Source organism: Aureisphaera sp., from assembly GCF_059726885.1.
Map to the genome: position 1 here is coordinate 3089863 of NZ_AP041051.1, position 26770 is coordinate 3116632.

26 protein-coding genes are annotated in these 26770 nt (G+C 40.1%); 19 read left to right on the top strand and 7 right to left on the bottom strand.

Going from position 1 to position 26770, the window contains the following annotated elements; translation table 11 throughout:
- Window positions 1-12 precede the first annotated feature (12 nt).
- The 4 genes from AC6JAD_RS13860 to AC6JAD_RS13875 all read left to right on the top strand — a co-directional run bounded on the left by AC6JAD_RS13860 (window position 13) and on the right by AC6JAD_RS13875 (window position 3904).
- Window positions 13-720, top strand: coding sequence for a transglutaminase domain-containing protein (locus AC6JAD_RS13860; protein ID WP_461302944.1), 708 nt, complete (start codon window positions 13-15; stop codon window positions 718-720).
- Window positions 721-915: 195 nt separating this feature from the next.
- Window positions 916-1851, top strand: coding sequence for an energy transducer TonB (locus AC6JAD_RS13865; protein WP_461302945.1), 936 nt, complete (start codon window positions 916-918; stop codon window positions 1849-1851).
- A gap of 71 nt (window positions 1852-1922) precedes the next feature.
- Entirely contained in the window at window positions 1923-2459 is a 537-nt protein-coding gene (locus AC6JAD_RS13870; RefSeq protein WP_461302946.1) for a hypothetical protein, read from the top strand.
- 47 nt (window positions 2460-2506) lie between these two features.
- Window positions 2507-3904: an ankyrin repeat domain-containing protein gene (locus tag AC6JAD_RS13875; protein ID WP_461302947.1), complete on the top strand. Its 1398-nt coding sequence runs from the start codon at window positions 2507-2509 to the stop codon at window positions 3902-3904.
- Window positions 3905-3978: 74 nt separating this feature from the next.
- Here the strand turns inward: AC6JAD_RS13875 and AC6JAD_RS13880 are convergent, their stop codons facing one another.
- Together AC6JAD_RS13880 and AC6JAD_RS13885 are read right to left on the bottom strand one after the other, a co-directional pair.
- Complete coding sequence (locus AC6JAD_RS13880) at window positions 3979-4146, bottom strand: type II toxin-antitoxin system antitoxin (RefSeq protein ID WP_461302948.1); 168 nt, start codon at window positions 4144-4146, stop codon at window positions 3979-3981.
- A 3-nt stretch (window positions 4147-4149) separates the two neighbouring features.
- The gene (locus AC6JAD_RS13885) at window positions 4150-5004 is read right to left on the bottom strand and encodes an SPFH domain-containing protein (RefSeq protein WP_461302949.1); all 855 of its coding nucleotides are present in this window, start codon (window positions 5002-5004) and stop codon (window positions 4150-4152) included.
- Window positions 5005-5178: 174 nt separating this feature from the next.
- On the opposite strand from AC6JAD_RS13885, the gene AC6JAD_RS13890 reads away from it, so the two are divergent.
- The 3 genes from AC6JAD_RS13890 to AC6JAD_RS13900 all read left to right on the top strand — a co-directional run bounded on the left by AC6JAD_RS13890 (window position 5179) and on the right by AC6JAD_RS13900 (window position 7085).
- Window positions 5179-5721, top strand: coding sequence for a DinB family protein (locus tag AC6JAD_RS13890; RefSeq protein ID WP_461302950.1), 543 nt, complete (start codon window positions 5179-5181; stop codon window positions 5719-5721).
- Between the two features lie 30 nt (window positions 5722-5751).
- Window positions 5752-6309 (top strand): hypothetical protein, encoded by a 558-nt coding sequence (locus AC6JAD_RS13895; protein ID WP_461302951.1) that lies wholly within the window; start codon window positions 5752-5754, stop codon window positions 6307-6309.
- 98 nt (window positions 6310-6407) lie between these two features.
- Complete coding sequence (locus AC6JAD_RS13900; RefSeq protein WP_461302952.1) at window positions 6408-7085, top strand: hypothetical protein; 678 nt, start codon at window positions 6408-6410, stop codon at window positions 7083-7085.
- Between the two features lie 63 nt (window positions 7086-7148).
- On the opposite strand, the gene AC6JAD_RS13905 is transcribed toward AC6JAD_RS13900, so the two are convergent.
- Together AC6JAD_RS13905 and AC6JAD_RS13910 are read right to left on the bottom strand one after the other, a co-directional pair.
- Entirely contained in the window at window positions 7149-8267 is a 1119-nt protein-coding gene (locus AC6JAD_RS13905; RefSeq protein WP_461302953.1) for a GTP cyclohydrolase, read from the bottom strand.
- A gap of 15 nt (window positions 8268-8282) precedes the next feature.
- Entirely contained in the window at window positions 8283-9353 is a 1071-nt protein-coding gene (locus tag AC6JAD_RS13910) for a transporter (RefSeq protein ID WP_461302954.1), read from the bottom strand.
- A gap of 67 nt (window positions 9354-9420) precedes the next feature.
- Here AC6JAD_RS13910 and AC6JAD_RS13915 point away from each other — a divergent pair, with 67 nt between their 5' ends.
- The 3 genes from AC6JAD_RS13915 to AC6JAD_RS13925 all read left to right on the top strand — a co-directional run bounded on the left by AC6JAD_RS13915 (window position 9421) and on the right by AC6JAD_RS13925 (window position 13511).
- Window positions 9421-9684: a DUF4834 family protein gene (locus tag AC6JAD_RS13915; protein ID WP_461302955.1), complete on the top strand. Its 264-nt coding sequence runs from the start codon at window positions 9421-9423 to the stop codon at window positions 9682-9684.
- Between the two features lie 99 nt (window positions 9685-9783).
- Window positions 9784-12231, top strand: a complete 2448-nt coding sequence (locus AC6JAD_RS13920; protein ID WP_461302956.1) for a hypothetical protein — start codon at window positions 9784-9786, stop codon at window positions 12229-12231.
- A complete protein-coding gene (locus AC6JAD_RS13925; RefSeq protein ID WP_461302957.1) occupies window positions 12231-13511 on the top strand; it encodes a glycosyltransferase family 4 protein in 1281 nt (426 codons plus the stop codon). The genes AC6JAD_RS13920 and AC6JAD_RS13925 overlap by 1 nt, the downstream gene beginning before the upstream one ends.
- Window positions 13512-13573: 62 nt before the next feature.
- Here AC6JAD_RS13925 and AC6JAD_RS13930 read toward each other — a convergent pair whose 3' ends face one another.
- Both AC6JAD_RS13930 and AC6JAD_RS13935 read right to left on the bottom strand, forming a co-directional pair.
- Window positions 13574-14857, bottom strand: a complete 1284-nt coding sequence (locus AC6JAD_RS13930) for a hypothetical protein (RefSeq protein ID WP_461302958.1) — start codon at window positions 14855-14857, stop codon at window positions 13574-13576.
- A 200-nt stretch (window positions 14858-15057) separates the two neighbouring features.
- Window positions 15058-15672, bottom strand: coding sequence for a hypothetical protein (locus AC6JAD_RS13935; protein ID WP_461302959.1), 615 nt, complete (start codon window positions 15670-15672; stop codon window positions 15058-15060).
- A 234-nt stretch (window positions 15673-15906) separates the two neighbouring features.
- Between AC6JAD_RS13935 and AC6JAD_RS13940 the strand changes: the two genes are divergently transcribed.
- From AC6JAD_RS13940 to AC6JAD_RS13950, 3 genes are all read left to right on the top strand, one after another.
- Window positions 15907-17304 (top strand): sensor histidine kinase, encoded by a 1398-nt coding sequence (locus tag AC6JAD_RS13940; RefSeq protein WP_461302960.1) that lies wholly within the window; start codon window positions 15907-15909, stop codon window positions 17302-17304.
- A gap of 4 nt (window positions 17305-17308) precedes the next feature.
- A complete protein-coding gene (locus AC6JAD_RS13945; protein WP_461302961.1) occupies window positions 17309-18007 on the top strand; it encodes a response regulator transcription factor in 699 nt (232 codons plus the stop codon).
- A gap of 115 nt (window positions 18008-18122) precedes the next feature.
- Window positions 18123-18692 carry a hypothetical protein gene (locus tag AC6JAD_RS13950; protein WP_461302962.1) on the top strand — a complete coding sequence of 190 codons (570 nt, stop codon included), beginning with the start codon at window positions 18123-18125 and terminating at the stop codon, window positions 18690-18692.
- Window positions 18693-18777: 85 nt separating this feature from the next.
- On the opposite strand, the gene uvrA is transcribed toward AC6JAD_RS13950, so the two are convergent.
- The gene (uvrA, locus tag AC6JAD_RS13955; protein WP_461302963.1) at window positions 18778-21561 is read right to left on the bottom strand and encodes an excinuclease ABC subunit UvrA; all 2784 of its coding nucleotides are present in this window, start codon (window positions 21559-21561) and stop codon (window positions 18778-18780) included.
- Between the two features lie 239 nt (window positions 21562-21800).
- Here uvrA and AC6JAD_RS13960 point away from each other — a divergent pair, with 239 nt between their 5' ends.
- The 6 genes from AC6JAD_RS13960 to AC6JAD_RS13985 all read left to right on the top strand — a co-directional run bounded on the left by AC6JAD_RS13960 (window position 21801) and on the right by AC6JAD_RS13985 (window position 26713).
- The gene (locus AC6JAD_RS13960; protein WP_461302964.1) at window positions 21801-22385 is read left to right on the top strand and encodes an RNA polymerase sigma factor; all 585 of its coding nucleotides are present in this window, start codon (window positions 21801-21803) and stop codon (window positions 22383-22385) included.
- A gap of 59 nt (window positions 22386-22444) precedes the next feature.
- Window positions 22445-22597, top strand: a complete 153-nt coding sequence (locus AC6JAD_RS13965) for a hypothetical protein (protein ID WP_461302965.1) — start codon at window positions 22445-22447, stop codon at window positions 22595-22597.
- A 154-nt stretch (window positions 22598-22751) separates the two neighbouring features.
- Window positions 22752-23246, top strand: a complete 495-nt coding sequence (locus tag AC6JAD_RS13970; RefSeq protein ID WP_461302966.1) for an FHA domain-containing protein — start codon at window positions 22752-22754, stop codon at window positions 23244-23246.
- A gap of 136 nt (window positions 23247-23382) precedes the next feature.
- Window positions 23383-24087 carry a class I SAM-dependent methyltransferase gene (locus tag AC6JAD_RS13975; RefSeq protein WP_461302967.1) on the top strand — a complete coding sequence of 235 codons (705 nt, stop codon included), beginning with the start codon at window positions 23383-23385 and terminating at the stop codon, window positions 24085-24087.
- Between the two features lie 103 nt (window positions 24088-24190).
- Window positions 24191-25615 carry a S41 family peptidase gene (locus tag AC6JAD_RS13980; protein ID WP_461302968.1) on the top strand — a complete coding sequence of 475 codons (1425 nt, stop codon included), beginning with the start codon at window positions 24191-24193 and terminating at the stop codon, window positions 25613-25615.
- A gap of 72 nt (window positions 25616-25687) precedes the next feature.
- Entirely contained in the window at window positions 25688-26713 is a 1026-nt protein-coding gene (locus AC6JAD_RS13985) for an NHL repeat-containing protein (RefSeq protein WP_461302969.1), read from the top strand.
- Window positions 26714-26770 lie beyond the last annotated feature (57 nt).

Genomic DNA, 26770 nt, shown 5'->3' on the forward strand with positions numbered 1-26770 from the left:
ACCCTTCCAGGAATGCGAACCATCATTCATATATTCATCTTCACCTTTATTGTTCCTTTGCACGCTCAGCAAAGTGACTTCAATGAAATTGACTTCTGGCGTGCAGATTACATAGCGAAGGGACATAAGGGTGAAGAGTTGTATGATATGCAACGCTTGGCACACGGCTTCACGACACAATTAAGTACCGAAGTAGAACGTTTTCGGGTTATTTACTATTGGGTCTGTCATAACATCGCTGGCGATTACTATCTAACAGCAGAGAACGATGCAGAGCGTTTGCGCCTAAAGGACGATCCTGTGGCACTAGAGCGATGGAACCATCAATTTAAAAAGAAGGCGTTCACCAAACTGCTCATGCAGAAGAAGACCCTGTGCACCGGTTATGCATACTTAATCAAAGTACTGGCCAATCTCGTAGGGTTGGAATGTGAAATTGTGTACGGATACGGACAAACCATTAAAGCGAAATTCGACAAGCTAGTCGCGCCCAATCATTCGTGGAATGCCGTAAAATTAGACGGCAAATGGTATTTGTGCGATGCCACTTGGTCTAGTGGGGTCATAGATATGTCCACCTATTCTTTTGAATTTAAGTACGATGACTCCTTCTTTCTCATGGAACCTTCAGAATTTGCCAAAAGCCATCAACCCATCGAAGAGAAGTGGTTATTGATGGAACAGGATTCCATTTCTGCCCAAACGAAACATTTCCATTAAAAAGTACGCTAGCCATAGTACCTTTTGTATGTACATTAAAATGTATAATTTAAGTTCCCATAAACATTTGTAAATAAATCCAACCAGTATGCAGGAATTTTACAATACAGTTAGAAGGAACTATGTTATATTTAAGGGAAGAAAGAAGAGGTAACAATAGATCATTCCTGTAAACCCTAATACATATACCGCTCAATGAAACTAATAGCTACATTTTTATTTTTTGTCCTTTCCGTTACTACTCATGCACAATATTTTAGTGGAGAAATTGAATATGAAACGAGTATAATCTTAAAGGACACATCTTTAAGTCTCGACTCAATTTGGTCGCTCAAAAATGGATCGACATCAAAATACCTTATCTCACCTAACCTTTACAAATCGACCTATTTGGACAATGGAAATGTAACCTATGTATATACTTATGATGATGTTTCCAAAAGAATGTATGACGAGGTTCCGGATTCACCGTATATCACGTATCGTGATTCCCGAAAATCGAATTATGAATACTATGGTTCCAAAATTAATAGGGATAGCATTGTAGAAGTGTTGGGCAGGGAGTGTTTTGCCGTGCATTACGACTCGGAATATGGAAAGAGCACTACGTTCTATTCAGATGAAATTAAAGTCGACTATGAATCCTTTAAAGGTCACAAGGTTGGGAATTGGTACGAAAAATTGAAGGAAGTCAATGGTTGCATTACCATGAAAGCCATTACGGAGTTTGAAGACTATATAGAAATTCGTGAAGCGGTTAAAATCACATCTTTAGAGCTAACTAGGGATGATTTTGAAGTTCCTTCCGATAAAATTATAGTTGCATCGTACAGCGCCTTGGACAAACCTGCACAGATAGTCGAACCTACACAAAAGCAGATAGAATGTTACCAACAAAAAATAAGGGAAGGGCAGCAGAAGAAGCCCGATGCTGAGAAAATAACCTGTTATCTTAGTTTTGTTTTAACAAAGAATGGGGAGATTAAATATGTGGAACCCGTGGACATGGAGCATCCAGAACTCAACACCATTGCTTTAGATATTTTAAATAGCTGTTCTATGCAGTTTACCCCTGGTGAAATAAATGGTAGACCCGTTAGTTCCTTGACTTATCTACCCGTTGAATTTTGAAACTACAACGATCAATGTTCACATAGGGCACATTTTTGGTTTTTTTGAAAGGCGAACAATAGTATTTAATTATGTCAAGACTACTCATTCTCTTCCTCTTTTTGGGATGCCAATTTCTTTTTTCGCAGGAGTTGACCAAAAAGAATAAGGCTTTCGAAAATACGCTGAATGCTGCGGGTTCTATGTATATACTAATTTCAATGCCCGACACTTCCTATGAAATTGGCATATTTGCTAAGGAAAGATTCCTTCAAAACTTGGGGATTTACAATGAACGATGCTTGAAATTTCGATCCGATGAAAAGAAAAACCGGGAACTTCTTATGGCTCTCAAAGAGCTAGGGACCTTTGATAAATTCTTAGATACTTCCTGGAGGTATAGTGAAGTATATGATGAGGATGGAACGCCGAATGAATATAAGGCAGTTCTCATTATAGATATTTATTTCATAAACAGGCCGAGAAAAGGGTATGTGCGACTTTTCGTCAACGAAAAGGAGAAAGCTTTTAATTTTATAAACGGGATAGAACGATTATTTGCCAAGCGACACCAAATAAATTGCTTGTTTCCTATAAAAGAAAAAATTAAGGGTTTCAAACGCTCATAAATACTATAAAAATACGTTGTACCTTCAGTATCTAAATACAGAGATTCGTGAAAAACCAACACCTTCTTCTATTTTTAGTGTGCCTTGTCGTTTCCTTTTCTGGGATTACACAGAACCGCTATCGTACGACCTGCCAAGGCAATATGGCTAGACTGGACAGCCTATTGCAATCGGAACCATTAAATGCACAGGACAACCGTGGTCGTACCTTATTGCATTGGGCTGTGGCTTGTCGTAGGCCACAAGTGTTTCAATACTTGATCGAAAAAGGAATAGATATACATACCGAAGATAATGAGGGGGCTACAGCCATGTATATGGCGGTAAGGTTTAAAAGCGATACCCTTTTCGATGCGCTGGCCCAATTGCAAACGAATACCTCCTGGAAAACGAAATACGGCGCCAAATTTATGGAACGTGCCATTCTTGATGGTAATCTCGACTTTGTCCAAAAACTGGTGACAGATGGAGTGGATATTAATGGCGTAAATGATAGGGGAAGCAGTCCCTTAGAAATTGCAAAGCGAATAAAAGCAGATAGTATTTACGATTGGTTGGTGTCTAATGGAGCCAGCATTAGGGGTATACGGCGCTTTAAGTTATACGGCGATCTAATTGGACAAGCGCCCCCAGGGAAAACCCCGCAGGTGTTTGCCCCCAATTTTATTTCTACCGAAGAATATGAATTTGGTTCTGTGTTCAATGCCGCTGGGGACGAATTTTATTATGGGGTAGATGTGGGAGGAAGAAGCGAAATACGTTTTACCCAACGAGTAAATAATCAATGGAGCCAGCCCATAACACTCCTGTCGCATGATCGCTACGGTTATAACGATCCCTTTCTATCGCCAGACGAGCAGCGTCTCTACTTTATTTCGAAACGTGCTATGGATGGAGAAGGGGAGTTAAAGGACCATGATATCTGGTATGTGCAAAGGGAAAACGATTCTTGGTCCCAACCCATAAATGCCGGGTCTAATATTAATTCTGAAGGAAATGAATACTATATTTCATTTACAGATGGGGGTACCATGTACTTCGCATCAAATAAAAATGCACCCGAAGAACGCAGACAGTCCGACCAGGATATTTACTACTCAACTTATATAAATGGCAAATTTCAGGAAGCCGTTGCGTTAAGTGATGCTGTTAATACGGAACATTATGAAGCAGATGTGTTTGTGGCCCCAGACGAATCCTATATTATCTTTTGCAGTATGCGCCCCGAAGGTTTAGGGCGTGGTGATCTATACATTAGTTTTAAAAATCAGGATGGCAGCTGGACGCCTTCGGTATCTATGGGGCCTTCAATAAATACAATTCACCATGAACTGTGTCCCTATGTCACCTTAGATGGTAGGTACTTGTTCTATACCAGTAATCAAGATATTTATTGGGTAGATGCCCAGGTTATTGAAGACCTAAGACCTAAAAAAGGGGAGTAATGCTTTTTCTTATGTAAAACCCTAATATTCAAGTGTGTAACTCAATACCGATAGTCCCCCAATAGTCATCATTTTTACTTTTTCTTACTTTTATTGGGTAACCGTTTGGCGTCTTTGAGACTCTTATTAATGATCCATTCGAGTTGTCCGTTAACGCTACGGAATTCATCATCCGCCCACTTCTCAATTAGCTTGAACATTTCGGGATCTATTCTTAATACAAATGACTTCCTTTTACTCACAAATTAAGCGTTTAGCGTTCCAGCGTTCACTACTGGAATAGCCTCTTTGTCACCACATAAAACGACCATTAAATTACTGACCATCGAGGCTTTTTTATCGTCGTCAAAATCAATAATACCATCTTCAGAAAGTTGATTCAGTGCATCTTCTACCATTCCCACGGCACCCTCCACAATTTTCTTTCTGGCTGCAACAATGGCTACGGCCTGTTGCCTCTTTAACATGGCATTGGCTATTTCGGGCGCATAGGCCAAATACCCAATACGGGCTTCCATAACTTTAATACCAGCGATCGCCAAGCGTTCTGTAATCTCATTTTCCAGTGCCTCGTTAACTTCATCCATTCCGGATCGAAGGGTTAATTCGGCCCTTTCATCATCAAAATTATCATAGGGGTACGAACCAGCAAGCTTGCGAACAGCGGCATCGGTCTGTACACGAACAAATTCTTCATAATTGTCTACATCGAAAGCAGATTTATAGGTGTCGTTAACCTGCCACACCAAAATGACATTGATCATAATTGGATTTCCTATTTTATCATTCACCTTTACGCGCTCGCTATCAAAGTTTCTCGCTCTCAATGAAATGCGACGCCTGGTATAAAACGGGTTGGCCCAAAAGAAGCCGTTATCCCTTACAGTACCTTTATACGCCCCAAAGAGTACCAATACCTTCGATCCGTTTGGATTCACAATAAAAAAGCCTTTGATAACCAGAATGATAAGGGGAAACATGGCTATAAACCATGCGTTCTTGGTGATAACTAAACCTACTACTAGGGTTGCAATCAGTGCTATTAATACAAAGAGCATTGCATACCCGCTACGTGCCTTAATTGATTTTTCGTTCGTCATAGTGATATTATTTTGATATCACAATAATACTATATTTTTTTCAAATTTCAAAAAGAAGATGAAATGCGATAGAAATATTCTACTTTAGTTTAGTGAAATACATGAGATCGGCCCGGCCATTACTCATCACAACAAATACTCGCATATATTATGGCAAACAACGGAAAAAGCACGATGAAATATCTATTGATACTAACTTCAATCTTACTCAGCTCTTTATGCGCCACCCCTCTTTTTGCCCAAGAAAATGATTTTATTAGGGAATATCTGGAAAGGATGGAAAATTCAAGGAAGTACCTCCTTCTTGTGGCAGAAACCATGCCCGAAGACAAATATGAATTTAAAGCAACACCTGAGTCCATGAGCTTTGCAGCACATTTCATGCATATTGGCTGGGCTATGGATTGGCATAGTGAATCTTTGATGGGCGGAAGGGAACCAAGGGATTGGAATACAGATACAGAACTTAAGGTGGACCACAAATCCAAGGAGGAAATGATTGCCACAATCGATAGAACATTTCATAAAACCATGGAATTCATTAAAGAATTTGACCTCATAAAACTTGATGAAAGACTGGACTATTTTGGATTAGACCGAACAAAAAGGCAAATATTATTGTTACTTGCCGATCATATAACACATCACCGGGCACAAATGCTTGTGTATATGCGACTAAATGGACTGAAACCGCCCAGATATGTGCTGTATCAATAGAATTTTTAATTACCCATAAAAAAACAACGCATGAAAAATTCAATACTCATACTATTGCTATTCATTTCTTGTACATCTTATGCACAATTTGTAGAGGGTCAAGGCTTTTGTATTGCCTCTGAAGATAAAAGCTATTTTCCTTTGGGATTGAATGAAAAGAAAATCTTCTGGGCAGACACCCACTATACAGAAACCAAGTTAGGGACCCAAGAAATTGAAGGAAAGATATATGTAACGTTTCAACAAAAATGGAAGAATAATGCGACAGATGCCTTATATCTTAGGGAGGAGAATGGGGTAGTTTATCAATATGAAGATTGTTGTGAGACAGAAACGGTACGATTTAACCCCAATTTTAAGGTGGGCCATGTTTGGAAAACTGCCGATGGCATGGGTACCTACGAAGTGATTACCTACGATGGCAAGTTTAAGACCCCTTTTTGCAATTACGAAAACCTAATGGTTATCAAGGCAACCCTGCAAGGCGGAACCTTTGAGTTTTACTACCAAAGGGGGCATGGTTATGTGGGTGCATCTGTAAACAATCAGATTATTTCCTGTGTAACACCTACATTGGAAATGGATTAGGTTTTCAGAAGATATAATGGTGGCTAAGTTTAAGGCTCATTGGTTCTTCTTTATAAATTGTATATTGTTCATACTAACCAAAAAGACATCGGTTTCGTATGGAGAAACTAAACCTAAACCAAAGCCTACGAATCTATATCCCAGGGCTTTTTTTAAGTCTCATGCTGTATTATATAGCCTATCAGAAACTTGAGGGCATGGAAAGTACATTGCTGCCGGCTATATTCATTGGTTTGCTATTCCCTATTACCATGGGACGGTTGCAAAGGATGCTGTTCACCAAAATAGAAACCAAACCCTTGTTTAATGGTAAAAACTTTGACCAAAATTGGTTGGAAATCGTCATGGATAAAATGAATCAATATGGTATAGATTCTAAGCGCTTAGTGGAAATTGACCATATGGAGGACCAATGGCTAAGAAAAAAGGCTTTCGACTTTATGTCCAAATCTTTTTTTGTGAAGAAGTATTACGATGCGGAGCTTAATTACTTTAGGTTTCCAAAATCCATGGGGATTATGTTTTTCTATTTGTTTATTTCTTGCCTTATTGGTTTGGCATTGTCTATAGCCAAAACCATTTATTTCTTTGGGGATGAAGTTGTTTTAAAAGGACAACTTATCATTGTTGGGGTTTTGGTACTAATTTCAATTTTGTTTTTTCGGGGCTGCAGAAGTAATTTTATGTATTCCATAAACCGAGAACTAGATTATTGGAGAGTACTAGACAAAGCCCAAGTGGAAAGGTTGGCAGAGATTATTTCATCTTGGAAATGAATTAAAATAAATTACCGTTATAGCAATCCCTATTCAACGAAAAAACACATCTAAAAAAGGAAACTACAACACCTTTCTAAACGTACTTCGCTCCTTATGCTGGACGGGATTGTAATCCTTCCATAACAACTGTACTGCCGTATTTTCTATTAATTCTGGGTTGGTTTCTACCGTATCAATTCCCTTAGAGTTAAAGAGATATTGCATTTCCTCGAATATAATAGCCGTAACCCCTTTTCCTTGGTATTCGGGATCGATTCCTATAAGATAGAAAGCGGCAAGGTCATTTTTCTTTTGGGCTTGTAGTATATGCCACCAGCCCAAAGGCATTAATTTGCCATTTGCTTTCTTAAGTGCCTTGCTAAAGGAAGGCATCACCACAGAGAAGGCAATTAATTTCCCTTCCTTGTCCTTAATGCAGGTGATATAGTCTGGATGGATAAAGCTAAAATATTTCTCCTTGTAGTAGTCTATTTGGTACTGCTGTATCGGCACAAAGGTCTGAAGGGTGTTATAGGTATTGTTTAACAACCCAAACATAGCATCTACATAGGGGAGAATTTCCTTTTTATTCTTAAAACGTATCACAGATAAGCCGTAACGTTTCTTCACAATATTGGAAAACTTGGCTACTTTTTCCTTAATGGAAGGAGGGATACTTAATCGAAATTCTACCCAGGTAGCCTGCTTTTCGTAGCCCAATTGCTTAAAATGCTCAGCGTAGTAAGGATAATGGTACCAAGTAATCATGGTATTCATTTCTTCGTAACCTTTGGTCAGGATTCCAGCTTTTTCCATATTGGAGAAACCAACAGGACCTTCGGCATATTCTAACTGATGTTCACGTCCTTTTTCATATACCTTTTCCAATAGGGCCTTGGTCACTTCGATATCGTCTATAACATCGAACCAACCAAAACGCACTTTCTTCTTTTCCTGCTCCGTAATTTCCAGATGATTAATGATAACAGCAATGCGTCCAGCGACCTTACCATTCTTATGCGCTAAGTAATAGGTAGCTTCAGCATTTTTAAATACAGGATTCTTGGAGGCATCCAAAGTCTCCATTTCGTCTTTTATTAGTGGGGGAACCCAATACTTACAGTCTTTGTAAAGGGAAAAGGGAAAAGTAACAAATTGCTTTAACTGTTTTGGTGTGGTTACTGTAATTATGTCAATCATAGGCATTCACTTCTTCTATTGCAGTCCTCCGTCTCCGCCATCATCATCGGTCTCCAAACTGTCCTTTCGTTTTTTGTCTTTTTTCAGTTGTTTCTTTTTCTTCTTCAGGTCTTTATTTTTTTCCTTTTCGGCTCGTTTGGCTTCCCTTCCGGCTTTTCCTTTCTCTTCAATAAACTCATCACTCCCGTGCATATCGAAACGATAAGCCACTCCAGCACGGCCATAAAATAGGGAAGGAGTGTCCTTAAAGTTAATAGAAACGGAGAGATCTACGTGTAAATCTTTTGTTATGAGTGCCGCAGCACCTCCCCGTAATATATTATCGGCATAAAAATCGCTTTTAAATGCTTGGTTTTCAACAAACACAGAAAAGTAGGCATTTGTAGAATGTGTTAAAGTCAAAATATAACCATAACTGGGAAAATCTGTTGCAATTCGGTCTGCCACAATATTGGTAACGAAAACAAAACCACCAATAAGATTGTTCTGGGTAGACAGAACCACCTTTGGACTAATACTGCTTTCCTGTTCTGGGGTAAAGGGATTATCGGCAAAGTCGAAATTGGCACCCGCATAAATAGAAACTGCCGGAATAAGATCGGACCATTGAAGTTTATTGTTCTTCTTCCAACTCAATAAATTTGGCCCCTCCAATACTTTTTTCTTGTAGGGATCGTATACCAGGTATTTGGCACCAAGGGTATTACTTCTGAAATTACTTTCACTAAACTCGAAGGGAACCACCCCACGGCTATCTGTCACCGAATTGCGTTGATACATACCAATTAAGCTAACTTCCAATTCCTCCTTGAAAAAACCGTAGCGTATGCTGTAATCCCATGCAAAGGCATTGGTTTCGGTCTGTAATAATTCGTGTTTCTCTTTTCCTAAAGCAAAACCTGTTTCGAACTGCAATACATTTTTACCTACCGAAAAAGCTCCTTGGGAGACCCCTGGACGGTTGGTATTGATCATTTCTGTGTACTGAGCCATCGCACTTATAGGGCATAACAAGGCGATAATGAATAAGTTTCGTAGGATGCGCATGGCAATTTGGTTTGGATCAAAGATATAAGATTTTATCATTTATTTAATAGCTAGTTTTCGTCTTTTTGCGAGGCTTTCAGTACTTTTGAAAATCATAATAATAGCTATGATTTCCTTTTTGAAAACGATCTTAATCATCCTCTTGGTATATTTTACCCTCAAGTTTTTATTTCGCTTGTTGGCACCCTACGCCATGAGGTTTATAGCAAAGAAGGCAGCACAGCGCTTCGAAAGTGCGTTTGGTCAAGCCCCTTTTGATGGTCAAGGCCCTGGGCAGGGCAGACAAACCCAGACAGAACCGAGTAAGGATATACCCAAATCCAATGGTAAAATAGTGGGGGAGTATATTGACTTTGAAGAGATTGACTAAGACTACCTTGTAAAGTGTCCTTCCCTTTCAATAACCAGCTTCCTATAGCAGCTATCTTGCATATTTTTTATAATTTCCCTCGATCTTAATTCCACACGTATGCAGTTCAATTTTAAGCGGTTTATTCCCCATGTAATCGTATTAGTGCTTTTCATTATAGCTTCTTTGGCATATTTCAGCCCCGTATTAAAGGGTAAAGCCATTTACCAAAGTGATATTGTGCAGTACACGGGTATGGCCAAACAGCAAAATGACTTCCGTAAGAAAACCGGGGAAGAGACCTATTGGACCAATAGTGCATTTGGTGGTATGGCTACCTATCAATTGGGAGCTAAGTATCCACATAATTACATAAAGAAACTGGATTTAACCCTTCGCTTTCTTCCAAGGCCGGCAGACTATCTATTCCTGTATTTCATAGGGATGTATATTCTGTTTTTGGTATTGAAGGTCGATTATAAACTTGCATTTGTAGGGGCATTGGCATTTGGTTTCTCTACCTATCTCGTCATTATTTTGGGAGTTGGGCATAATGCAAAAGCCCATGCCATAGCCTATATGCCTCTGGTGCTCAGTGGTATTATTCTAACCTTTAGGGGCAAATACCTCTGGGGCTTTTTACTCACCACGGTGGCCATGGGATTGGAGTTGGTCGCCAATCACTTTCAAATGACCTATTATCTACTATTGTTAGTGGTTTGTTTGGGAGTAGCTTATCTCATCGATGCGTATAGAAAGAATATGCTACCGCATTATTTTAAAGCGGTTGGGATAATGACTTTGGGCGTGGTTCTTGCCTTGGGACTGAATGCCACCAATATTCTGGCTACCAAGGAATATGCTGCGGAATCTACGCGTGGAAAAAGTAATCTTACCATCAATTCGGACGGATCTCCTAAAGAGGGAGGCAGCGGATTGAGCTACGAATATATTACCGAATATAGTTACGGAAAGCTGGAAAGTCTTAATTTATTGATCCCAAGTTTTGTGGGAGGAGGTTCTGGTGATGGATTTCCTGATGATTCTGCCGCAGCCGAACAATTAATGAAGGAGACCGGTGCCACAAAGCAGCAGGCACAGCAATTTTTGAACGATCAAATACCTTTTTATTGGGGAGATCAACGATTTGTAGCGGCACCCGCTTATGTTGGTGCCATTATCATTTTCCTGGCGGTACTGGCCTTATTTTTGGTCCGTGGCCGATTGAAATGGTGGATTGTAGCTGGACTACTATTGAGCCTATTGCTTTCATGGGGACGAAACCTATCGTTCCTGACCGAATTCTTTATCGATTATGTGCCACTGTACGATAAATTTAGGGCTGTGTCCTCCATTCAGGTAATACTCGAGTTGGTGCTACCTATACTTGCGGTAGTAGGATTGCATCAGTTTTTCAACGATTTTCATGATACAAAAGCTAAGAAGAAAGCCCTGCTATATGCGGGTGGTATTGTAGGCGGGTTTGTTTTGTTGTTAGTGGTTTTCAGTTCGGCACTGGGATATACTGGACCTTATGACGATTTAATCATCGAACAAATGGGCGTGCCCTTTATGGATGCAGTTAGGGAAGACAGAGCTTCCGTTATGGTTACGGATGCCCTTCGTTCACTAATACTTATACTCTTAACTTTTGGGGTACTTTGGTTGGTATATACTAAGAAACTAAAGGAAATGTATGCTATTGGAGCATTGGCTTTATTAATTGTATTCGATCTAGCTTCAGTAGATTGGAGGTACATTAACAATGATAATTTTGTAAATGCGAAGGTCATGGAGCGCCCTTTCCCACCAAGTCAGGCAGATACCCAGATTCTAAAGGATGAGGGCCATTATCGGGTGTTCGATGCGAGCAATGACGCCTTCAATAGTGGGCAGGCGAGTTATTATCATAATGCATTGGGTGGATACCACGCAGCAAAACCAGGGCGTATGCAGGACATTGCCGATTTCTATTTGACCGAAATAAACCCGAACATGCTAAATATGCTCAACGTAAAGTATATTATAGTTCCAGGTGATGACGGTCAGCCGCAGGTTCAACAGAATCCATTTGCGAATGGACCTGCTTGGTTTGTTGAAAACGTAGTACCTGCTAATAATGCCGATGAGGAAATAATGTTATTGGATAGTCTGAATACCAAAAAGACAGCTGTGATTCATACCGATTTCCTTTCTAAAATTCCTACCAAGAATATTCCGCGTGATACTACAGCAACCATAGACCTTTCAAGCTTTGCACCAAACAAAATGGTATACGAAACGGCTACAAAGTCGGATCAATTAGCAGTGTTTTCTGAAATGTATTATCCACATGGTTGGAACGCCTACATAGATGGTAATCCTGCAGAATATTTTAGGGCGAATTACACCTTACGAACTATGGTAGTACCTAGTGGAATCCATCAAATTGAATTTAGGTTTGAACCCAAGGTAGTGAAGACCGGTAGTATGATGGCATTGGGAAGTAGCATACTTTTCTTCCTGATATTGGCTGGAGGGCTTTATATAGAAAACCGTAAGGATAAGGGCACAAAGAGTAAAGACTAATGAAACGCGTACTCATTATCTGCTATTATTGGCCACCAGCTGGAGGGCCAGGCGTACAGCGTTGGCTCAAATTTGTCAAGTATTTTAGGGAATTCGGGATTGAGCCAGTAGTATTCGTACCAGATAATGCACATTATCCATTGCAGGATGAAAGTTTTGTAAAAGAAGTTCCCGAGGATGTAGAGATCATCAAATTCCCCATAAAGGAACCCTATCGCTTTGCCAAGTGGTTTTCTAAAAGCAAAACAAAACAAATTAGCAGTGGGATCATTACCGAAAAAAAACCTTCTGCACTCGAAAAGTTCATGCTATATGTGCGGGGTAACCTTTTTATTCCAGATGCTCGAGTAGGATGGGTGAAGCCTTCCGTTAAATTTCTAAAACAATACCTGACGCAGCAAGACATAGACACCATTATCACTACGGGTCCACCGCATAGCTTGCATTTAATCGGAATGCATTTAAAGGATGCATTGAAAGTAAGATGGATTGCAGATTTTAGAGATCCTTGGACCACCATTCATTACCATAAATCCTTACAACTGTCCAAAGCATCTGCAGAAAAACACAAGCGCTTGGAAAAGGAAGTACTTACAAAGGCGGATAGGGTAGTGGTTACCAGTTGGAATACTCAAATTGAGTTTGCAAAAATCACCTCCAATCCTATACATGTTATTACCAATGGTTTTGATGCGCAGGAAGTTATTCACTCAAATTTGGACGACAAATTTAGCATCGTGCACGTTGGATCTTTATTAAGCAATAGAAACCCAGAGGTGCTTTGGAAAGTGTTATCCAATTTGGTCCAGGAGCATGAAGATTTCAAGAAATCCTTACAGATAAAATTAGTTGGAACCGTTGGGGTAGAGATCAAGGAATCGATACAGGAACATGGATTACGGCATTTTACCGAATTACCTGGATATGTTTCGCATTCGGAGGCACTTCAACTACAACATGATGCCCAAGTGCTTTTGTTGGTCGAGATGGACAAGGAAGAAACCAAGGCCATTATTCCTGGCAAGTTATTCGAATATCTCAGGGCTGAACGCCCCATTCTGGGTTTTGGGCCACAAGGAACCGACATTAAAAAGATTCTGGATGAAACCCAGTCTGGTAGGTATTTCGGATATAGTGAAGAGGAGGAACTTAAACAGGAACTGCTACAGTTGTTCGATAATTATAAGCACAGTAAATTACGTGTGCTATCGAGGGATATCCAGCAATATAGTAGGGTGGCTTTAACCGAGAAAATGGCTACCCTTATAAAAGAGCTATAAAAATCGAAACCCCCAATCTGCCGAAGCATCTTGAGGGTTTCTCACTAACCAACCAAAAACTTTTACAATCCGCGCCCTCTTCTTGGAGCAGATCCCCTTGATCTAGAGGTAGAACTTTTCTTGTTCACATTCCCCCTAGAACGATTGGGTGTACTTTTCTTATAGCTTCCTCCTCTTGTCGCATTGGACTTTCTCTTGTTTGAAGGAGCACTTCTTTGTACGGAGGTAGACTTTCTCTTATTAGATGGAGTCCCTCGTTGTACAGAGGTATTATTTCTTTTAGTAGAAGATCTTTTTACATTACTTCCCGAACGGTTTCCAGAACGCTGTGTTCTTGTCTGGCTACTGTTCTTCGCTACTTCACCCCTTCTGTTAGAAGGACGTGTAGTGGTGCTTCTTTTTTGGGAATTTCCTCTATTGGTCACCGTACCACGATCTCCTCTTGTTACGGGTCTTGTAGCTTTTCTCTCTTTTTTAATCTCGCGCCCACTGCGGCCCGTTGCTGTATTTGAACGAGAACCATCGCCCCTTCTTGCTACTTCACCTCTCCTTGCACCATCGCCTCTTCGGTTTATGTCTCCTCGTGAGTTATTATTACCACGTCCGTTTCTTGCCACTGCGGTATTTCTTCTGTTCGGATTGTAATCCCTGTTTATCGCAGTTCTACCGTTTCTATAGTGAATGCGGCTTCCAGGACGGTAAAAGTCCCGTCTTCCGTTAATGTACGATCTGCGACCGCTTCTATAGTAGTTCCTGTGATAAGCAAAGCTATAACGTACAGGAGCATAATACTGTCTGTATGGGAAATCGTATACAACACATCTATTGTAGAAAGGCCTTGCATAATATACATGCCATGGGCGATATACATAAGTTCTATAGAATGGGCTTACAAAGCCGGTACAGTAATCGAAGTATCCATAACTATTATAGAAAACCCGAAGACCACCAACTCGTACAATGCGTCTATTGGTATAGCGAATCTCTACATCGCCCGCTTGAACGATACGACCAAAGTTGTCATAGTAAACAGGAACATCTTCTATTTGTATGACAGCACCGTAGTCATCATATTGCACGTAAGCGTCGTAATCGAATCCTGAGTTGAACGAGATGCTCACACCAGGCGTGTTAACATTAACGTTTACGTTGCTTTCGCGGTTGCCCACATAGACAAAGTCGAACTGACCATCTGGAAATACGGAGAATTCAACGCCACCTTCCACGAAGATGTAAGAACTTCCATCATAAAAGTTTCCGAAGGTTTCAACGGGAGCGTTCTCTGTAGCATTTACTGTGAAGCTTGCTAAAAACAATCCCAATACGAGTGCTGTTACTTTTTTCATAATCTTAATTTTAAAGGTTGTACTTGCCATTATATTTTGGTTGGGCGTGTACACTTTTTTAATAACAACCACCGTGCCAAAAATTAAAAACCCATATTTTACGGGCTTTACCAAAAGAAGAAACCCTCCTTCACTCTTGGGGAGCTCGGGAGGGTTATTCAAAAAAACTAACCAACCAAAAAACTATATATTAACTTAACTTATTTCTTTACGATTCTACGACCTTCCCATACTTCATTGTCCCAATCATTCCAGTCATCGTCGTAGTCATTATATGTATACCAATCATCGTGCCAAACATTTCTGTTCTGTCTGTTTATGGTACCATAGGTCCTTCTTATTTTACCAAAACGGTTGTACTCTATAGACATACCTCCAACTTGTACCATAAAACCTCTTTGGTGGTAAATAGGAACACTCCCAATCTGTTTTACTTTCCCGTTTCGTTTGTAACCGATACGGATATTATTAACACCAATGATGTTTCCGTAAATATCTGTTTTAACTCGCAATCGATTATTGTTATAACCTCTCCTTCCACGTCTAAAGTTGGAATTTTGGTAGTACACCACATTACGGTTTCGTCTTTCATATTGGTATGGTGTTCCACAGATGGCGGCTTCTTCGAAATCGAAGGTACCGTCGGTATATACCGTGAAGAGAACACCATTTTCGACAAAACTTACGGATTGCGAATTGTGATAGCGATGTTTCTTCCCTTTTTTGATCGTAGTGTGGCTTCCTTGATGTTGAGCCGTTAGCTGCGTAGTCATTCCTCCTAGGAATAGGGCTACAAGTAATAGTGCTTTTTTCATAATCACTGATTTTAGGGTTAGTCACACAATAAGCGGTGCGACATACGCTATTTGGTTAGTGATAAACCAAGAGCCGTGCCAAAAATGTAACAATTTGTTTTGCAGATAGTTGCGATCATTTATTTGAGATATAAAAAAGCCAACGGCATTATAGCGTCGGTATCTGCAAGGTTAATGATAGGTTAATGACTACCTTTTTTCCAGCTAATTGCCTTTAAATGGTAATTTTACAAAATGGTGAAAAAAATCAATATTTTGATCATTGCTTCCGTAGTTGGTTTCCTCGCATTTTCTGCCATTCAAGCCTATCTCATCAATAACACCTATAAATTAAAGAAGGATGCCTTTTTGAATGAAACCCGAAAGAGCATCTCACGACTTGATGATTTTTCACCTGTCCTAGATTCTATTAATGACGTATGGCAGGATCGTTTTCTCATTTCGGTTTCAGAATACGAACAAGATTTGCTAACGAAGGATTCTTTGATAGCCCAGCTTAAAAGGCAGACCTATTCCCTTGATGAAGAATACCGGACCGCTTACAAGGCGGAAATGAAAAAGAACGGTGTGGCTTATGACCTTCAGTTTCAAAAGCGGGTAAAAACCATCATCATTCTTGACAGTCTTCAAAACGACACCCTGTTTTATAGTGAACCATCCAAGGATGGATTTAGATTAATTGGGGATTCCTTTGAACGTGAAGACGGACATAGGATTAGTAATTCCCTTTGGTTAACGGATCATACATATCAAGTACAAGAAGCAGATAGTACGGTATCAAGAGGTTATGACCTTCAGTTCGAAACCGAGGATATTATGAATATCGATGGTTGGAAACGAATTGTTCTGAATCAGTTGCAAGGACTGCTTATTATTTCCATTTCCATTTTTCTATTTGTTTTCGGGCTTTTGTATTATTCCATAAAGAACCTAATTACGCAAAAAAAGATAGCGGACATTAAAACAGATTTTGTCAATAATATTACACATGAGTTAAAAACCCCATTGGCCACGCTATCATTGGCCACCAAAATGATGAAGAAGGATGGGGTGCTAGAAACCCCGGAAATAATTCAGGGTACCATTAACACCATTGAAAGGCAAAATGTACGTCTTCAAAAATTGATAGATCAAGTACTGCATAATAGCTTGGGGTATAAAGAGATACAACTGAATAAAGAATCGGTAGCGAGTTCCATCTATTTATCCCAAATTGTTTCCGATTTTGAAATAGCCCAAGCCGACAAGGAACTAATAATCGAGAAAGAACTCGTAGATCCTTCCCCAACTATTAGAATAGATAAGTTCTATATCACCACAGCGACCATAAACTTATTGGAAAATGCCGTAAAATATGGAGGAACGCGTTTAAAAATTGCTACGGAATTAAAGGGTGATGACTTTGTAATATTCATTCAAGATAATGGGAAAGGCATTGCACCAAAGGATAGAAAGAGCATTTTCGAAAAGTTCTATAGGATTGGGAATAAAGAAGTGCATGATGTAAAGGGGCTTGGATTGGGATTATACTATACCCATCAAATTGTGATGGCTCATGGAGGAACCATAGATGTGGATAGCACATTGGGAGAGGGGAGTACCTTTATTGTTCATATTCCAAATAAAAAGTAGATCTATGGAAGGTGAAAAACACATATTATTGGCTGAAGATGATTCCGATTTTGGAGGAATACTGAAACAATACCTTGAAATTTCGGGATTTCATGTTACTTGGGCCAAAGATGGGGAAGAAGCCTTGCAGAAATTCCAAAAAGGAGTATACAGCATATGCGTACTGGATGTGATGATGCCCAAAATGGACGGATTTACCCTGGCTGAACAGATTATCGAAATAAACCCCGAAATGCCATTCCTGTTCCTAACCGCACGGAAAATGAAGGAAGATAAGATAAAGGGGCTAAAACTTGGAGCCGATGATTATGTGGTTAAACCCTTTGAAGCAGATGAATTGGTGTTGCGCCTTCAAAATATATTGAAGAGAAGCCAGAGACAGGAATACAGTGCACCCATTCTGGATGAAATCCTTAAAATTGGATCTTATGCCTTCGATGCACGCCGACTGGTACTTACCCATGGGGACACTGCCCAAAAGCTTACACAACGGGAAGGGGCTTTGGTTCAATTTTTATTTGCCCATCGAAATCAATTGCTGCGCCGAGAGGAAATCCTGAACGCCGTCTGGAACAATGATGATTTTTTCTCTGGACGAAGTATGGATGTGTTCATCAGTAAACTTCGTAAATATTTCAAAGAGGATCCTTCTATTCGCATTGAAAGTATCCGTGGAATTGGTTTGGAATTCATGGTAAGTTAATAAAGGCAGTGCGATCTGCCAGTTAACGTTAACCGAAGGTTAACCATGGCTAATTCCTTTTCAATCAACTCATTGCCCAATACATTTGTCCTGTAACATTTAAAAATCAAAAGACATGACAAAAGTAATCGTAAGTATCACAGCCATTGTATTAAGTATGTTTCAGGCAATGGCACAAACGCCGCCAACCCCACCGAGCCCTCCCGAAAAAACAAATACTGGGGTTTCTTACTCTATTAGTATTAACGGGGATGAGGATGATTCCAAATATTCCAATACCTCTGTGAGTATCAAAAAAACCAACGACACCTATAAACTAACAGCAAGTTTCAATAAAAATAGAACAAGCGAAGTGCGCAATGCGTTGTTGGACCATCTAGGTAAAAAAGGATTGACTATTAATGGCAGTACTTATAACTGGGTTCAGAACAAGTATGGCGATGAGGTGTTTGAATGCAAACTAACCAAAGGACACCTTCGTATCGTTATGGACAAGAATGCACTCGAAAGTAAATTATACGACAATATGGTTACCATGGGAGTTGCTTTAAAGGATCTCATTGCCGGATCTGATAGCAAGGATGATGCAAAAAGGGATATGGAACGCGCCGAAAGGGAATTGGAACGGGCGCAGCGAAACCTAGAACGGGCCCAAAGGGAACTGAAACGAGCCAAAAAGCAATAGTGAGGCTTTCATCAATCAACAAGAATCAAAAAAAGCGAGGATTAATCATCTCGCTTTTTTTGATTCCTATATTCAAGGTATGGCCTTACATCGCTTGTAGCTTTTCAGCCAAATATTTTGCTGTATATGACGCATCATTTTGCGCTACCTCTTCGGGAGTTCCCTGTGCGACGACCTCACCACCCAATTCTCCACCTTCCCTTCCCAAATCGATGATATGGTCGGCACATTTTACCAAGTCTAAATTATGTTCTACAACAATGACCGTATGTCCTTTATCTAAAAGGGCATAGAAAGAAGACAATAACTTTTGAATATCATGGAAATGAAGCCCAGTAGTAGGCTCGTCAAATATGAATAGTGCTTTCTCCTTGGTATTTCCCTTTACCAAAAAGGAAGCCAGTTTAATGCGCTGTGCTTCACCCCCGGATAGGGTAGAGGAACTTTGGCCCAATTGTACATACCCCAAACCAACATCTTGCAACGGTTGAAGTTTATTGGTGATTCTCTTTTCGTTGTAGAGTTGAAAGAAGCCAATCGCATCATCTACAGTCATGGAAAGGATATCGTGGATGTTTTTCTCATGAAACTTTACCTCTAAAATCTCCTTTTTAAATCGCTTGCCCTTGCAAGTATCACATTCCAAATGAACATCGGCCATGAATTGCATTTCTATGGTCACTTCTCCCTCCCCTTTACAGGTTTCACAACGACCACCATCTACATTGAAACTGAAATGTTTGGCTTTATATCCACGAATATCACTTACTTTTTGGGATGCGAATAGATTCCGGATATCGTCGTATGCTTTTATATAAGTCACTGGATTGGATCGACTGGAACGTCCAATAGGGTTTTGATCTATAAACTCTACACTCTTTATACTGTCGAAACTCCCTTTTAACTCCGTGAACTGACCTGGTTTCTCTCCATACCCACCTATCTGTCTGAGTAGCGCAGGGTATAGGATCTTTTTTACCAAGGTACTTTTTCCGCTACCGGAAACACCAGTGACGGCAGTAAAAGTTCCCAGGGGAAAGGTAACATCAATGTTTTTTAGGTTGTTGTGCCTCGCCCCAATGAGCTCTATCATATTTTTCGATGTGCGCCTTTTTGCGGGCACCTCAATCTGCATGGTCCCATTAAGGTACCGGGCTGTAAGGGAATCGCTTTTTAAAATGGCATCGAAAGTACCTGTCGCGACGATTTCACCACCAAAGGTACCTGCTTCTGGCCCAATGTCTATAATCTCATCGGCTGCTTTCATGATTTCCTCATCGTGCTCAACGACAATAACAGTATTTCCAAGATCACGAAGGGATTTCAGCACCCCTATTAAGCGTTCGGTATCTTTAGGGTGTAGTCCTATACTGGGTTCATCCAAGATATACATAGAACCAACCAAGCTACTTCCTAGGGAGGTGGCCAAGTTTATTCGTTGAGATTCCCCACCAGATAGTGTATTGCTCTTACGGTTTAGGGTGAGGTACCTAAGTCCTACGTCCATAAGGAACCGCAGACGGTTGTTTATCTCGATTAATAAACGCTTGGAAACCTTTTGCTGGTATTCGTTCAATTCAAGGTTCTTGAAAAAATCCGCAACTTCATTAAGTGGTCGCTCTACCAATTCCTGAATGGATTTCCCATTAATCTTTACATAATGTGCTTCTGGCCGTAATCGTTTTCCGTAGCATGTACTGCATCGGGTTTTACCACGATAACGGGATAACATGACACGATTCTGAATTTTATAGCTTTTCGATTCCAAGAAAGCAAAGAAATCGTTTAATCCTTCAAAATGTTCATTGCCCTCCCAGACCAATTGTTTTTGATCTTCGGAAAGTTCGAACCAGGGTTTGTGAATTGGGAAATCGAATTTATAGGCATTATTTACCAGTTGATCGCGATACCAACCCATGCTTTCCCCGCGCCAAGGGAAAATAGCGTTTTCATAAATGGATAGGGCAGTATTGGGAATAACCAAGTCCTCATCGATACCAATAACATCTCCATACCCTTCGCAAGTGGGGCAGGCACCATAAGGGTTGTTAAAACTGAACAGATGTACATTGGGTTCCATAAAGGTCATCCCGTCCTTTTCAAACCTATTATTGAATTCCTTTAATGTGTTATTTGAGAGTTGTTCTATGTATAAGGTGCCCTTTCCTTCAAAAAAGGCCATTTCTATTGCATCGGCCAGGCGATTGAAAAAATCCTCATCATCCTTTGTAATCACACGGTCCACTACCAATTGTAAATTTTTGGGAAGGGAACCTTTGAGGTCATCGATTCGCAATACCGTATCGTCCATTTTTACACGGGCATATCCTTGTTGAGCCAATGCTTGTATTTTATGATCCATGGTTCTTCCTTCTTCCAAATGAATGGGGGATAGGAGGAGAAGCTTTTCACCTTCAGGGAAGGTTTTTATGTACTCGATCACATCGGTTACGCGATCCTTTTTCACCTCATCACCAGAAACTGGGGAATAGGTGGTTCCGATACGGGTGTACAACAATTTTAGGTAGTCATAGATTTCAGTCGACGTCCCAACCGTTGAACGTGGATTGGTCGCATTTACCTTTTGTTCTATGGCTATGGCAGGTGCAATCCCTTTAATGGAATCGACCTTGGGTTTGTTAAGGCGCCCAAGGAACTGACGGGCATAGGAAGAAAGGCTTTCCACATATCTACGCTGGCCTTCGGCATATAGGGTGTCGAATGCCAGCGATGATTTACCGCTTCCCGAAAGACCGGTAATCACCACGAGTTTATTCCGTGGAATAGACACGGTAATATTCTTAAGGTTGTGTAATTTTGCTCCTTGAATAAGGATTTCCTGCTTGGTATCTACGGCTACTTCTTGCACTGTTGCAAACGGGGTTTTTCTTTGAATTTTGCAAAGATACCACTTCCTTTTTAAGATTGTATTGTTGAGGTAATTATAATTTTTTTAGGAAAAATCTGCCTTTTTTTTGCATTTCTGAAATGATTGTTGTTATATTTACCCCTAAGAACACAAAAACGTTGCCTATAGCATATTATTACTTTTTTAAATAAACATTAAGACTAAACAACCAAATAGTTGTTTATTTTAAAAAGAATAGTATGAAAAATAGCACGACCACTGACGGGCTTCTAGTAAGTCAGTATATGAAAGGTAACGAATCTGCATTGTGTGAATTAATTACCCGCCACAAACAAAGAATCTACAGTTTCATTTACTCTAAAGTATTTGATCGTGATGTTGCTGAAGATATTTTTCAGGACACATTCATTAAAGTAATTAAGACCCTAAAAAGAGGGGCTTACAATGAAGAAGGAAAATTTTTACCCTGGGTAATGCGTATTGCCCATAATTTGGTCATAGACCATTTCCGAAAGAACAACCGTATGCCAAAATTCGAGAACAATGATGATTTCAACATCTTCTCGGTATTGTCTGACGGATCCTTAAACGCAGAAAAGCAATTGGTGAAAGAGCAGGTGGAACGGGACGTTCGCCGCTTAATCCAAGAACTACCGGACGACCAAAAAGAAGTCCTTATGATGCGTATGTATAAGGAAATGAGCTTTAAGGAAATAAGTGAACAAACAGGGGTGAGCATCAATACGGCATTGGGAAGAATGAGATATGCGCTCATCAATTTACGTAAGGTCATTGATAAACATAACATTATCTTGACCAATTGATACAATAAACTAAAATAGACGTCGTTATTTAGGAAACAGCAACCTCAAAATAACGTTCTATGGCAAAATTGTACTCTGAAACTTCACGACGGGAGCGCGTGAACAAAAACTTGGCTCCGAAAGAAGAAACGATTAAATTTCTTCTGGATTACTCGAAGGCTTTAAGTGTTATAGATTATAATAAAATGAAGTTTGAAGCACTTCTAAACTAAACTTTGGAAACCCCGGATAGATCATCCGGGGTTTTTTTTGCCTTTTTTTCTCGGCGTTGCGCTGCCTTTCTATTTTTCAAATACAGGCAAAATCCTGTTGATTTTCAATTGGTTAGTGGTTAACTTGTTCAGTTAATCTTTAAATCAATGAGTCATGGAAGAAAACATTCTTGCCGCCATAATAGGTGGGCTTACAGGTGCCGTCATTAGTTTGGTATCGTCTTATGTTATTACCAAACTGAAAATAAACCAGGAAGTCAAAATCTGGAATACGGAGTTCGCCGTAAATTATTCCAAATTATTATTCGAAAGCCCTCAAGCTGCCCAACAATTGGCTAGACAATTTGCCATAGGACTTATTGTTGTCCGGGACCAAGAGGGAAGAACGGCTTCCAAACATTTTATTCCGTATCAATGTAAAGTGGCCATAGGCCGTAAATTGGACAATGATATTGTTATCGAAGATCCTTTTGTGTCACGTGATCATGGTATTTTCTTTTATCGGGGAAACAAAGTGTACTTTCAGTTGCTATCACCGCTTAATAAAACCTATTTGAATGAAGATCCCATTGATAAGATATGCGAATTGCATTCTGGGGACAAGTTATTACTTGGGCAAACGACTGTGGAGTTTGAGGAGCTTAAGTAGATGGGAGTGTTGAGCGGTACCAATTGTGAGGAGGTGTTGTTGAAATGCCCAAATTTGTGGTGACTCCTCTAAACAATTCGTTAAACCTTGGAGTTGGATACCCTTTTTTCAGTAATTTACCTAAAAAGAAAATTTCATGAAGAAAGCGCTATTCATCCTCTTATTTACGGGGGTTCTATGTCCCGTATTTACTTGCGTATCCCAAGAAACCTATACTTTTAAGGAAGGTGATCGATACGGAACCGGAAAATGGTATATGGGACGTGAAATCGCCCATGTCATGGGATTTACTGGTATCGATTGGTTGGAAAGACCGGAGCGGGAGCGTGAGGAAAATACCGCCATGTTATTAATGAATATGGACATTGGCCCCAATGACACCATTGCTGATATTGGGGCAGGATCTGGTTACCATGTATTTAAAATGGCTCCTAGGGCGACGAATGGGCTTGTATATGCGGTAGACATACAAGATGAGATGCTCCTTACCATTCAACAAAATAAAAAGAAGAAAGGAATTAAGAATGTGGAAGTCGTCAAGGGAAGCGAACAAAGCGTGAACCTTTCGGAAAATTCGGTAGATAAAATCCTGATGGTAGATGTATACCATGAATTCAGCGATCCAGTTGCCATGCTTTCTTCCATTACAAAGGCGTTGCGGCCTAATGGCAAGTTGTTTCTAATTGAATATAGAGCGGAAGATCCATTAGTGCCTATAAAAAGAGTGCATAAAATGTCTGAAGCCCAAGCCGTTAAAGAGATGGAAGCTGCTGGGTTACATCTGGAGCGCAATATCAATAATCTACCATGGCAACACTGTATGGTGTTTGTTAAGAAGTAAGGTGATGTGAGCAATGGGTGGGTTCTGTATAATTACCCTCTAAAAATGCCAAAATGCTGTAACATTTCTTTAAATAATGGGTCTTTCTTTGAAAGCAGACCTCATGAAAACTATACCTATTGTCTTGCTCGCAATGTTCCTATTTGCAGCATGCCAAGATAAATCCCCTTCAAAAAATTCGATAAATGATGTTTGGGTATCCGTTGGTTCGGGATGGATACTTCAAATTCAGGACAGTACCCAATATTCCTTATACGATATTACTTCTATCTCATGTTTACCTTCGCGAACATCCGAACTCGGGGAAATTCTTCCATCATTGTCATTGCGTAATGATACCCTATCCTTCAAAAAAGGGGTCATGACCTATAAATTTACCCGAATTGGCGAATTACCCGAATTGTGTGCCGCGGTTGTGCCCGAAGCAAAAAACATAGATCCCCTTTATAATTTTGAGGTGTTCGCCACGACGGTAAAGGAGCATTATGCATTCTTTACACTTAATAAGCTCGATTGGCAAACCTTATACCTTCAGCAAAAATCTAAACTGAATATTGAATCCACGGCCGCAGAATTATATATTGTAATAGAAGAAACCCTGGAACTTTTAAACGACAATCATGCCTTTCTCGAAGCAACAAGCGAAGTGCATGCGGTACTGGAGCAAATGGAGAGCGAAGCACCCGAGGAAGAGGAATCTGAATTGAAGGAGTATGGGGATTTTCAAATATCCCAGTTAGTTGTAGATCATCATATAGATAATGAGATGACCCAAGATTCGTGGCTTTTGAAATGGGGAACCATGCATGAAAGCACAGGGTATATAGTAGTAAAAGCAATGTGGTTGTATGCTGATCTGGACATTCCACAGTCCCTGATAGATGAAATGGGTTTTGTAGATGCCTATGTAACCACATTTCATCAATTGAATGAAGGGGATTATATTGAAAAGGAAGTGGAAGGGATACGACCCATTCTGGATAATGCCATGAAGGACCTAAGCCATACCGATCAGCTTATTATCGACCTAAGGTTTAATGGCGGTGGACAGGATGCCGTTAGCTTCGAAATATTAAACCGATTTAATGATAAAAGGCGTAGGGTCGTAAAGACAAAACTAAAAGTTGAGGAAGGGTATTCTCCCGAACAATCACTTTTCTTAGAGGCGCATCCTACTCCTTATACAAATCCTGTATATGTACTTACTTCGCAACAAACGGGAAGTGCTGCTGAAGCTTTTTCCATTTGCTCAAAGCCTATCCCGCATATGAAACGAATAGGCACAGCTACTCAGGGAGCCCTATCTACCGCATTAAAAAAAGAATTGCCCAATGGTTGGGTATTTTCCATTTCTAATGAAGTGTATATGGACAATCAAGGAAATTCCTATGAAAATGTTGGGGTCCCTGTAGATTATGAAATCCCGTTTCCTGAGGACAGGCAGTCGTTTTTTAGAAGTGTTGCCAATGATTTGGAAGGGGACAAGCAAAGAATTATAAATGCAATTGAGCGTCTCACGACAAACTAATGTCGCAGTTGACAAATATCACATACTAGAAGATTTGTATTCGTTATCTTGGGTTGTCTAAGCTACCAAAGTATGAAAAGGATTCTTATTGGGCTTCTTTGCCTTGGTTTTTCATTTTTCTTACATGCTCACCCTTCTTGGGGCATTGTTGTAGATAAAAACGGCAACATTTTCTTTGCCGATATTGCTCATAATGGTATGGGCTCGGTTTGGAAATACACTCCCGAAGGAGAGCTAATCCTACTACTTGGTAATTTTCATGCCCATAATGTTAGTCTGGATTCTCATAGTAATGTTATTACTGCACATGGTGAAAACAGTCACACCATGGTTCGTCTTAACAATGTAGGCAGTATTGATACCTTGCACCATTCCTTGGATTATCGTGAATTTTCAGGAGGCAATTGTACTTATGCTCCTAATGGTGAAATTGTATTTGGTATAGAGAATAAGCTTTGGCGAATAAATGATGTGGGAGTGAAAGAAGCTGTAAGCGATTATAGGTTCCAATGGAATCAAACGGTCTACGTAGATGCAGATGGAAATTATTATGGTCCGGACATTGGTATTGGAAACGGATCCCTAGTAAAAATTGATTCAGAGGGCAATGCAGAAACCCTAGCCACGGGCCTGATAGACAAGCATCCCTTCGATCCGCATAGCGATGTGCTGTTAGGAATCACTAAAGACGCAGCGGGTAACTTATACATTGCAGATACAGGAGGGAAGCGTATTGCGAGGATTAACGAGGACAAAGAAGTGGAGACTTTCTACACCTCGGATGGTCTATGGTTCCCTACGGGTGTTGACTTTGTAGGTACTACAGCTTATATACTTGAAAATAAATCCGATAATGGACTGAAGGGCCCCAGAATCATAAAGTTGGATGGAGCAGGAAACAAGTCCATTGTGTTCAACTATGAGACCTATAAAGCTGAAGGTGAGAACCCAAGTAAACAAGAGGGCAGGGAAAATGAAAACGATAATGATAGTGGATTGTGGTTGTACCTTATTTCCGGTGGATTGCTCTTTGTTCTACTCTGGCTCTGGCGCCGCATCGTACGATTTAAAAAGCTTAGTTCACTATCCCGGGATTAGCCTCAATAATACGGGTATTGCACTTTCATGGATTGTAGCATTTGATGTTGTCGTCCT

Bases quoted from the DNA above. Each gene is read 5' to 3' on its own strand.
- AC6JAD_RS13860 (WP_461302944.1), top strand. From the start codon at position 13: ATGCGAACCATCATTCATATATTCATCTTCACCTTTATTGTTCCTTTG.
- AC6JAD_RS13865 (WP_461302945.1), top strand. From the start codon at position 916: ATGAAACTAATAGCTACATTTTTATTTTTTGTCCTTTCCGTTACTACT.
- AC6JAD_RS13870 (WP_461302946.1), top strand. From the start codon at position 1,923: ATGTCAAGACTACTCATTCTCTTCCTCTTTTTGGGATGCCAATTTCTT.
- AC6JAD_RS13885 (WP_461302949.1), bottom strand. From the start codon at position 5,004: ATGACGAACGAAAAATCAATTAAGGCACGTAGCGGGTATGCAATGCTC.
- AC6JAD_RS13890 (WP_461302950.1), top strand. From the start codon at position 5,179: ATGAAATATCTATTGATACTAACTTCAATCTTACTCAGCTCTTTATGC.
- AC6JAD_RS13895 (WP_461302951.1), top strand. From the start codon at position 5,752: ATGAAAAATTCAATACTCATACTATTGCTATTCATTTCTTGTACATCT.
- AC6JAD_RS13900 (WP_461302952.1), top strand. From the start codon at position 6,408: ATGGAGAAACTAAACCTAAACCAAAGCCTACGAATCTATATCCCAGGG.
- AC6JAD_RS13905 (WP_461302953.1), bottom strand. From the start codon at position 8,267: ATGATTGACATAATTACAGTAACCACACCAAAACAGTTAAAGCAATTT.
- AC6JAD_RS13910 (WP_461302954.1), bottom strand. From the start codon at position 9,353: ATGATAAAATCTTATATCTTTGATCCAAACCAAATTGCCATGCGCATC.
- AC6JAD_RS13915 (WP_461302955.1), top strand. From the start codon at position 9,421: ATGATTTCCTTTTTGAAAACGATCTTAATCATCCTCTTGGTATATTTT.
- AC6JAD_RS13920 (WP_461302956.1), top strand. From the start codon at position 9,784: ATGCAGTTCAATTTTAAGCGGTTTATTCCCCATGTAATCGTATTAGTG.
- AC6JAD_RS13925 (WP_461302957.1), top strand. From the start codon at position 12,231: ATGAAACGCGTACTCATTATCTGCTATTATTGGCCACCAGCTGGAGGG.
- AC6JAD_RS13930 (WP_461302958.1), bottom strand. From the start codon at position 14,857: ATGAAAAAAGTAACAGCACTCGTATTGGGATTGTTTTTAGCAAGCTTC.
- AC6JAD_RS13935 (WP_461302959.1), bottom strand. From the start codon at position 15,672: ATGAAAAAAGCACTATTACTTGTAGCCCTATTCCTAGGAGGAATGACT.
- AC6JAD_RS13940 (WP_461302960.1), top strand. From the start codon at position 15,907: ATGGTGAAAAAAATCAATATTTTGATCATTGCTTCCGTAGTTGGTTTC.
- AC6JAD_RS13945 (WP_461302961.1), top strand. From the start codon at position 17,309: ATGGAAGGTGAAAAACACATATTATTGGCTGAAGATGATTCCGATTTT.
- AC6JAD_RS13950 (WP_461302962.1), top strand. From the start codon at position 18,123: ATGACAAAAGTAATCGTAAGTATCACAGCCATTGTATTAAGTATGTTT.
- AC6JAD_RS13960 (WP_461302964.1), top strand. From the start codon at position 21,801: ATGAAAAATAGCACGACCACTGACGGGCTTCTAGTAAGTCAGTATATG.
- AC6JAD_RS13965 (WP_461302965.1), top strand. From the start codon at position 22,445: ATGGCAAAATTGTACTCTGAAACTTCACGACGGGAGCGCGTGAACAAA.
- AC6JAD_RS13970 (WP_461302966.1), top strand. From the start codon at position 22,752: ATGGAAGAAAACATTCTTGCCGCCATAATAGGTGGGCTTACAGGTGCC.
- AC6JAD_RS13975 (WP_461302967.1), top strand. From the start codon at position 23,383: ATGAAGAAAGCGCTATTCATCCTCTTATTTACGGGGGTTCTATGTCCC.
- AC6JAD_RS13980 (WP_461302968.1), top strand. From the start codon at position 24,191: ATGAAAACTATACCTATTGTCTTGCTCGCAATGTTCCTATTTGCAGCA.
- AC6JAD_RS13985 (WP_461302969.1), top strand. From the start codon at position 25,688: ATGAAAAGGATTCTTATTGGGCTTCTTTGCCTTGGTTTTTCATTTTTC.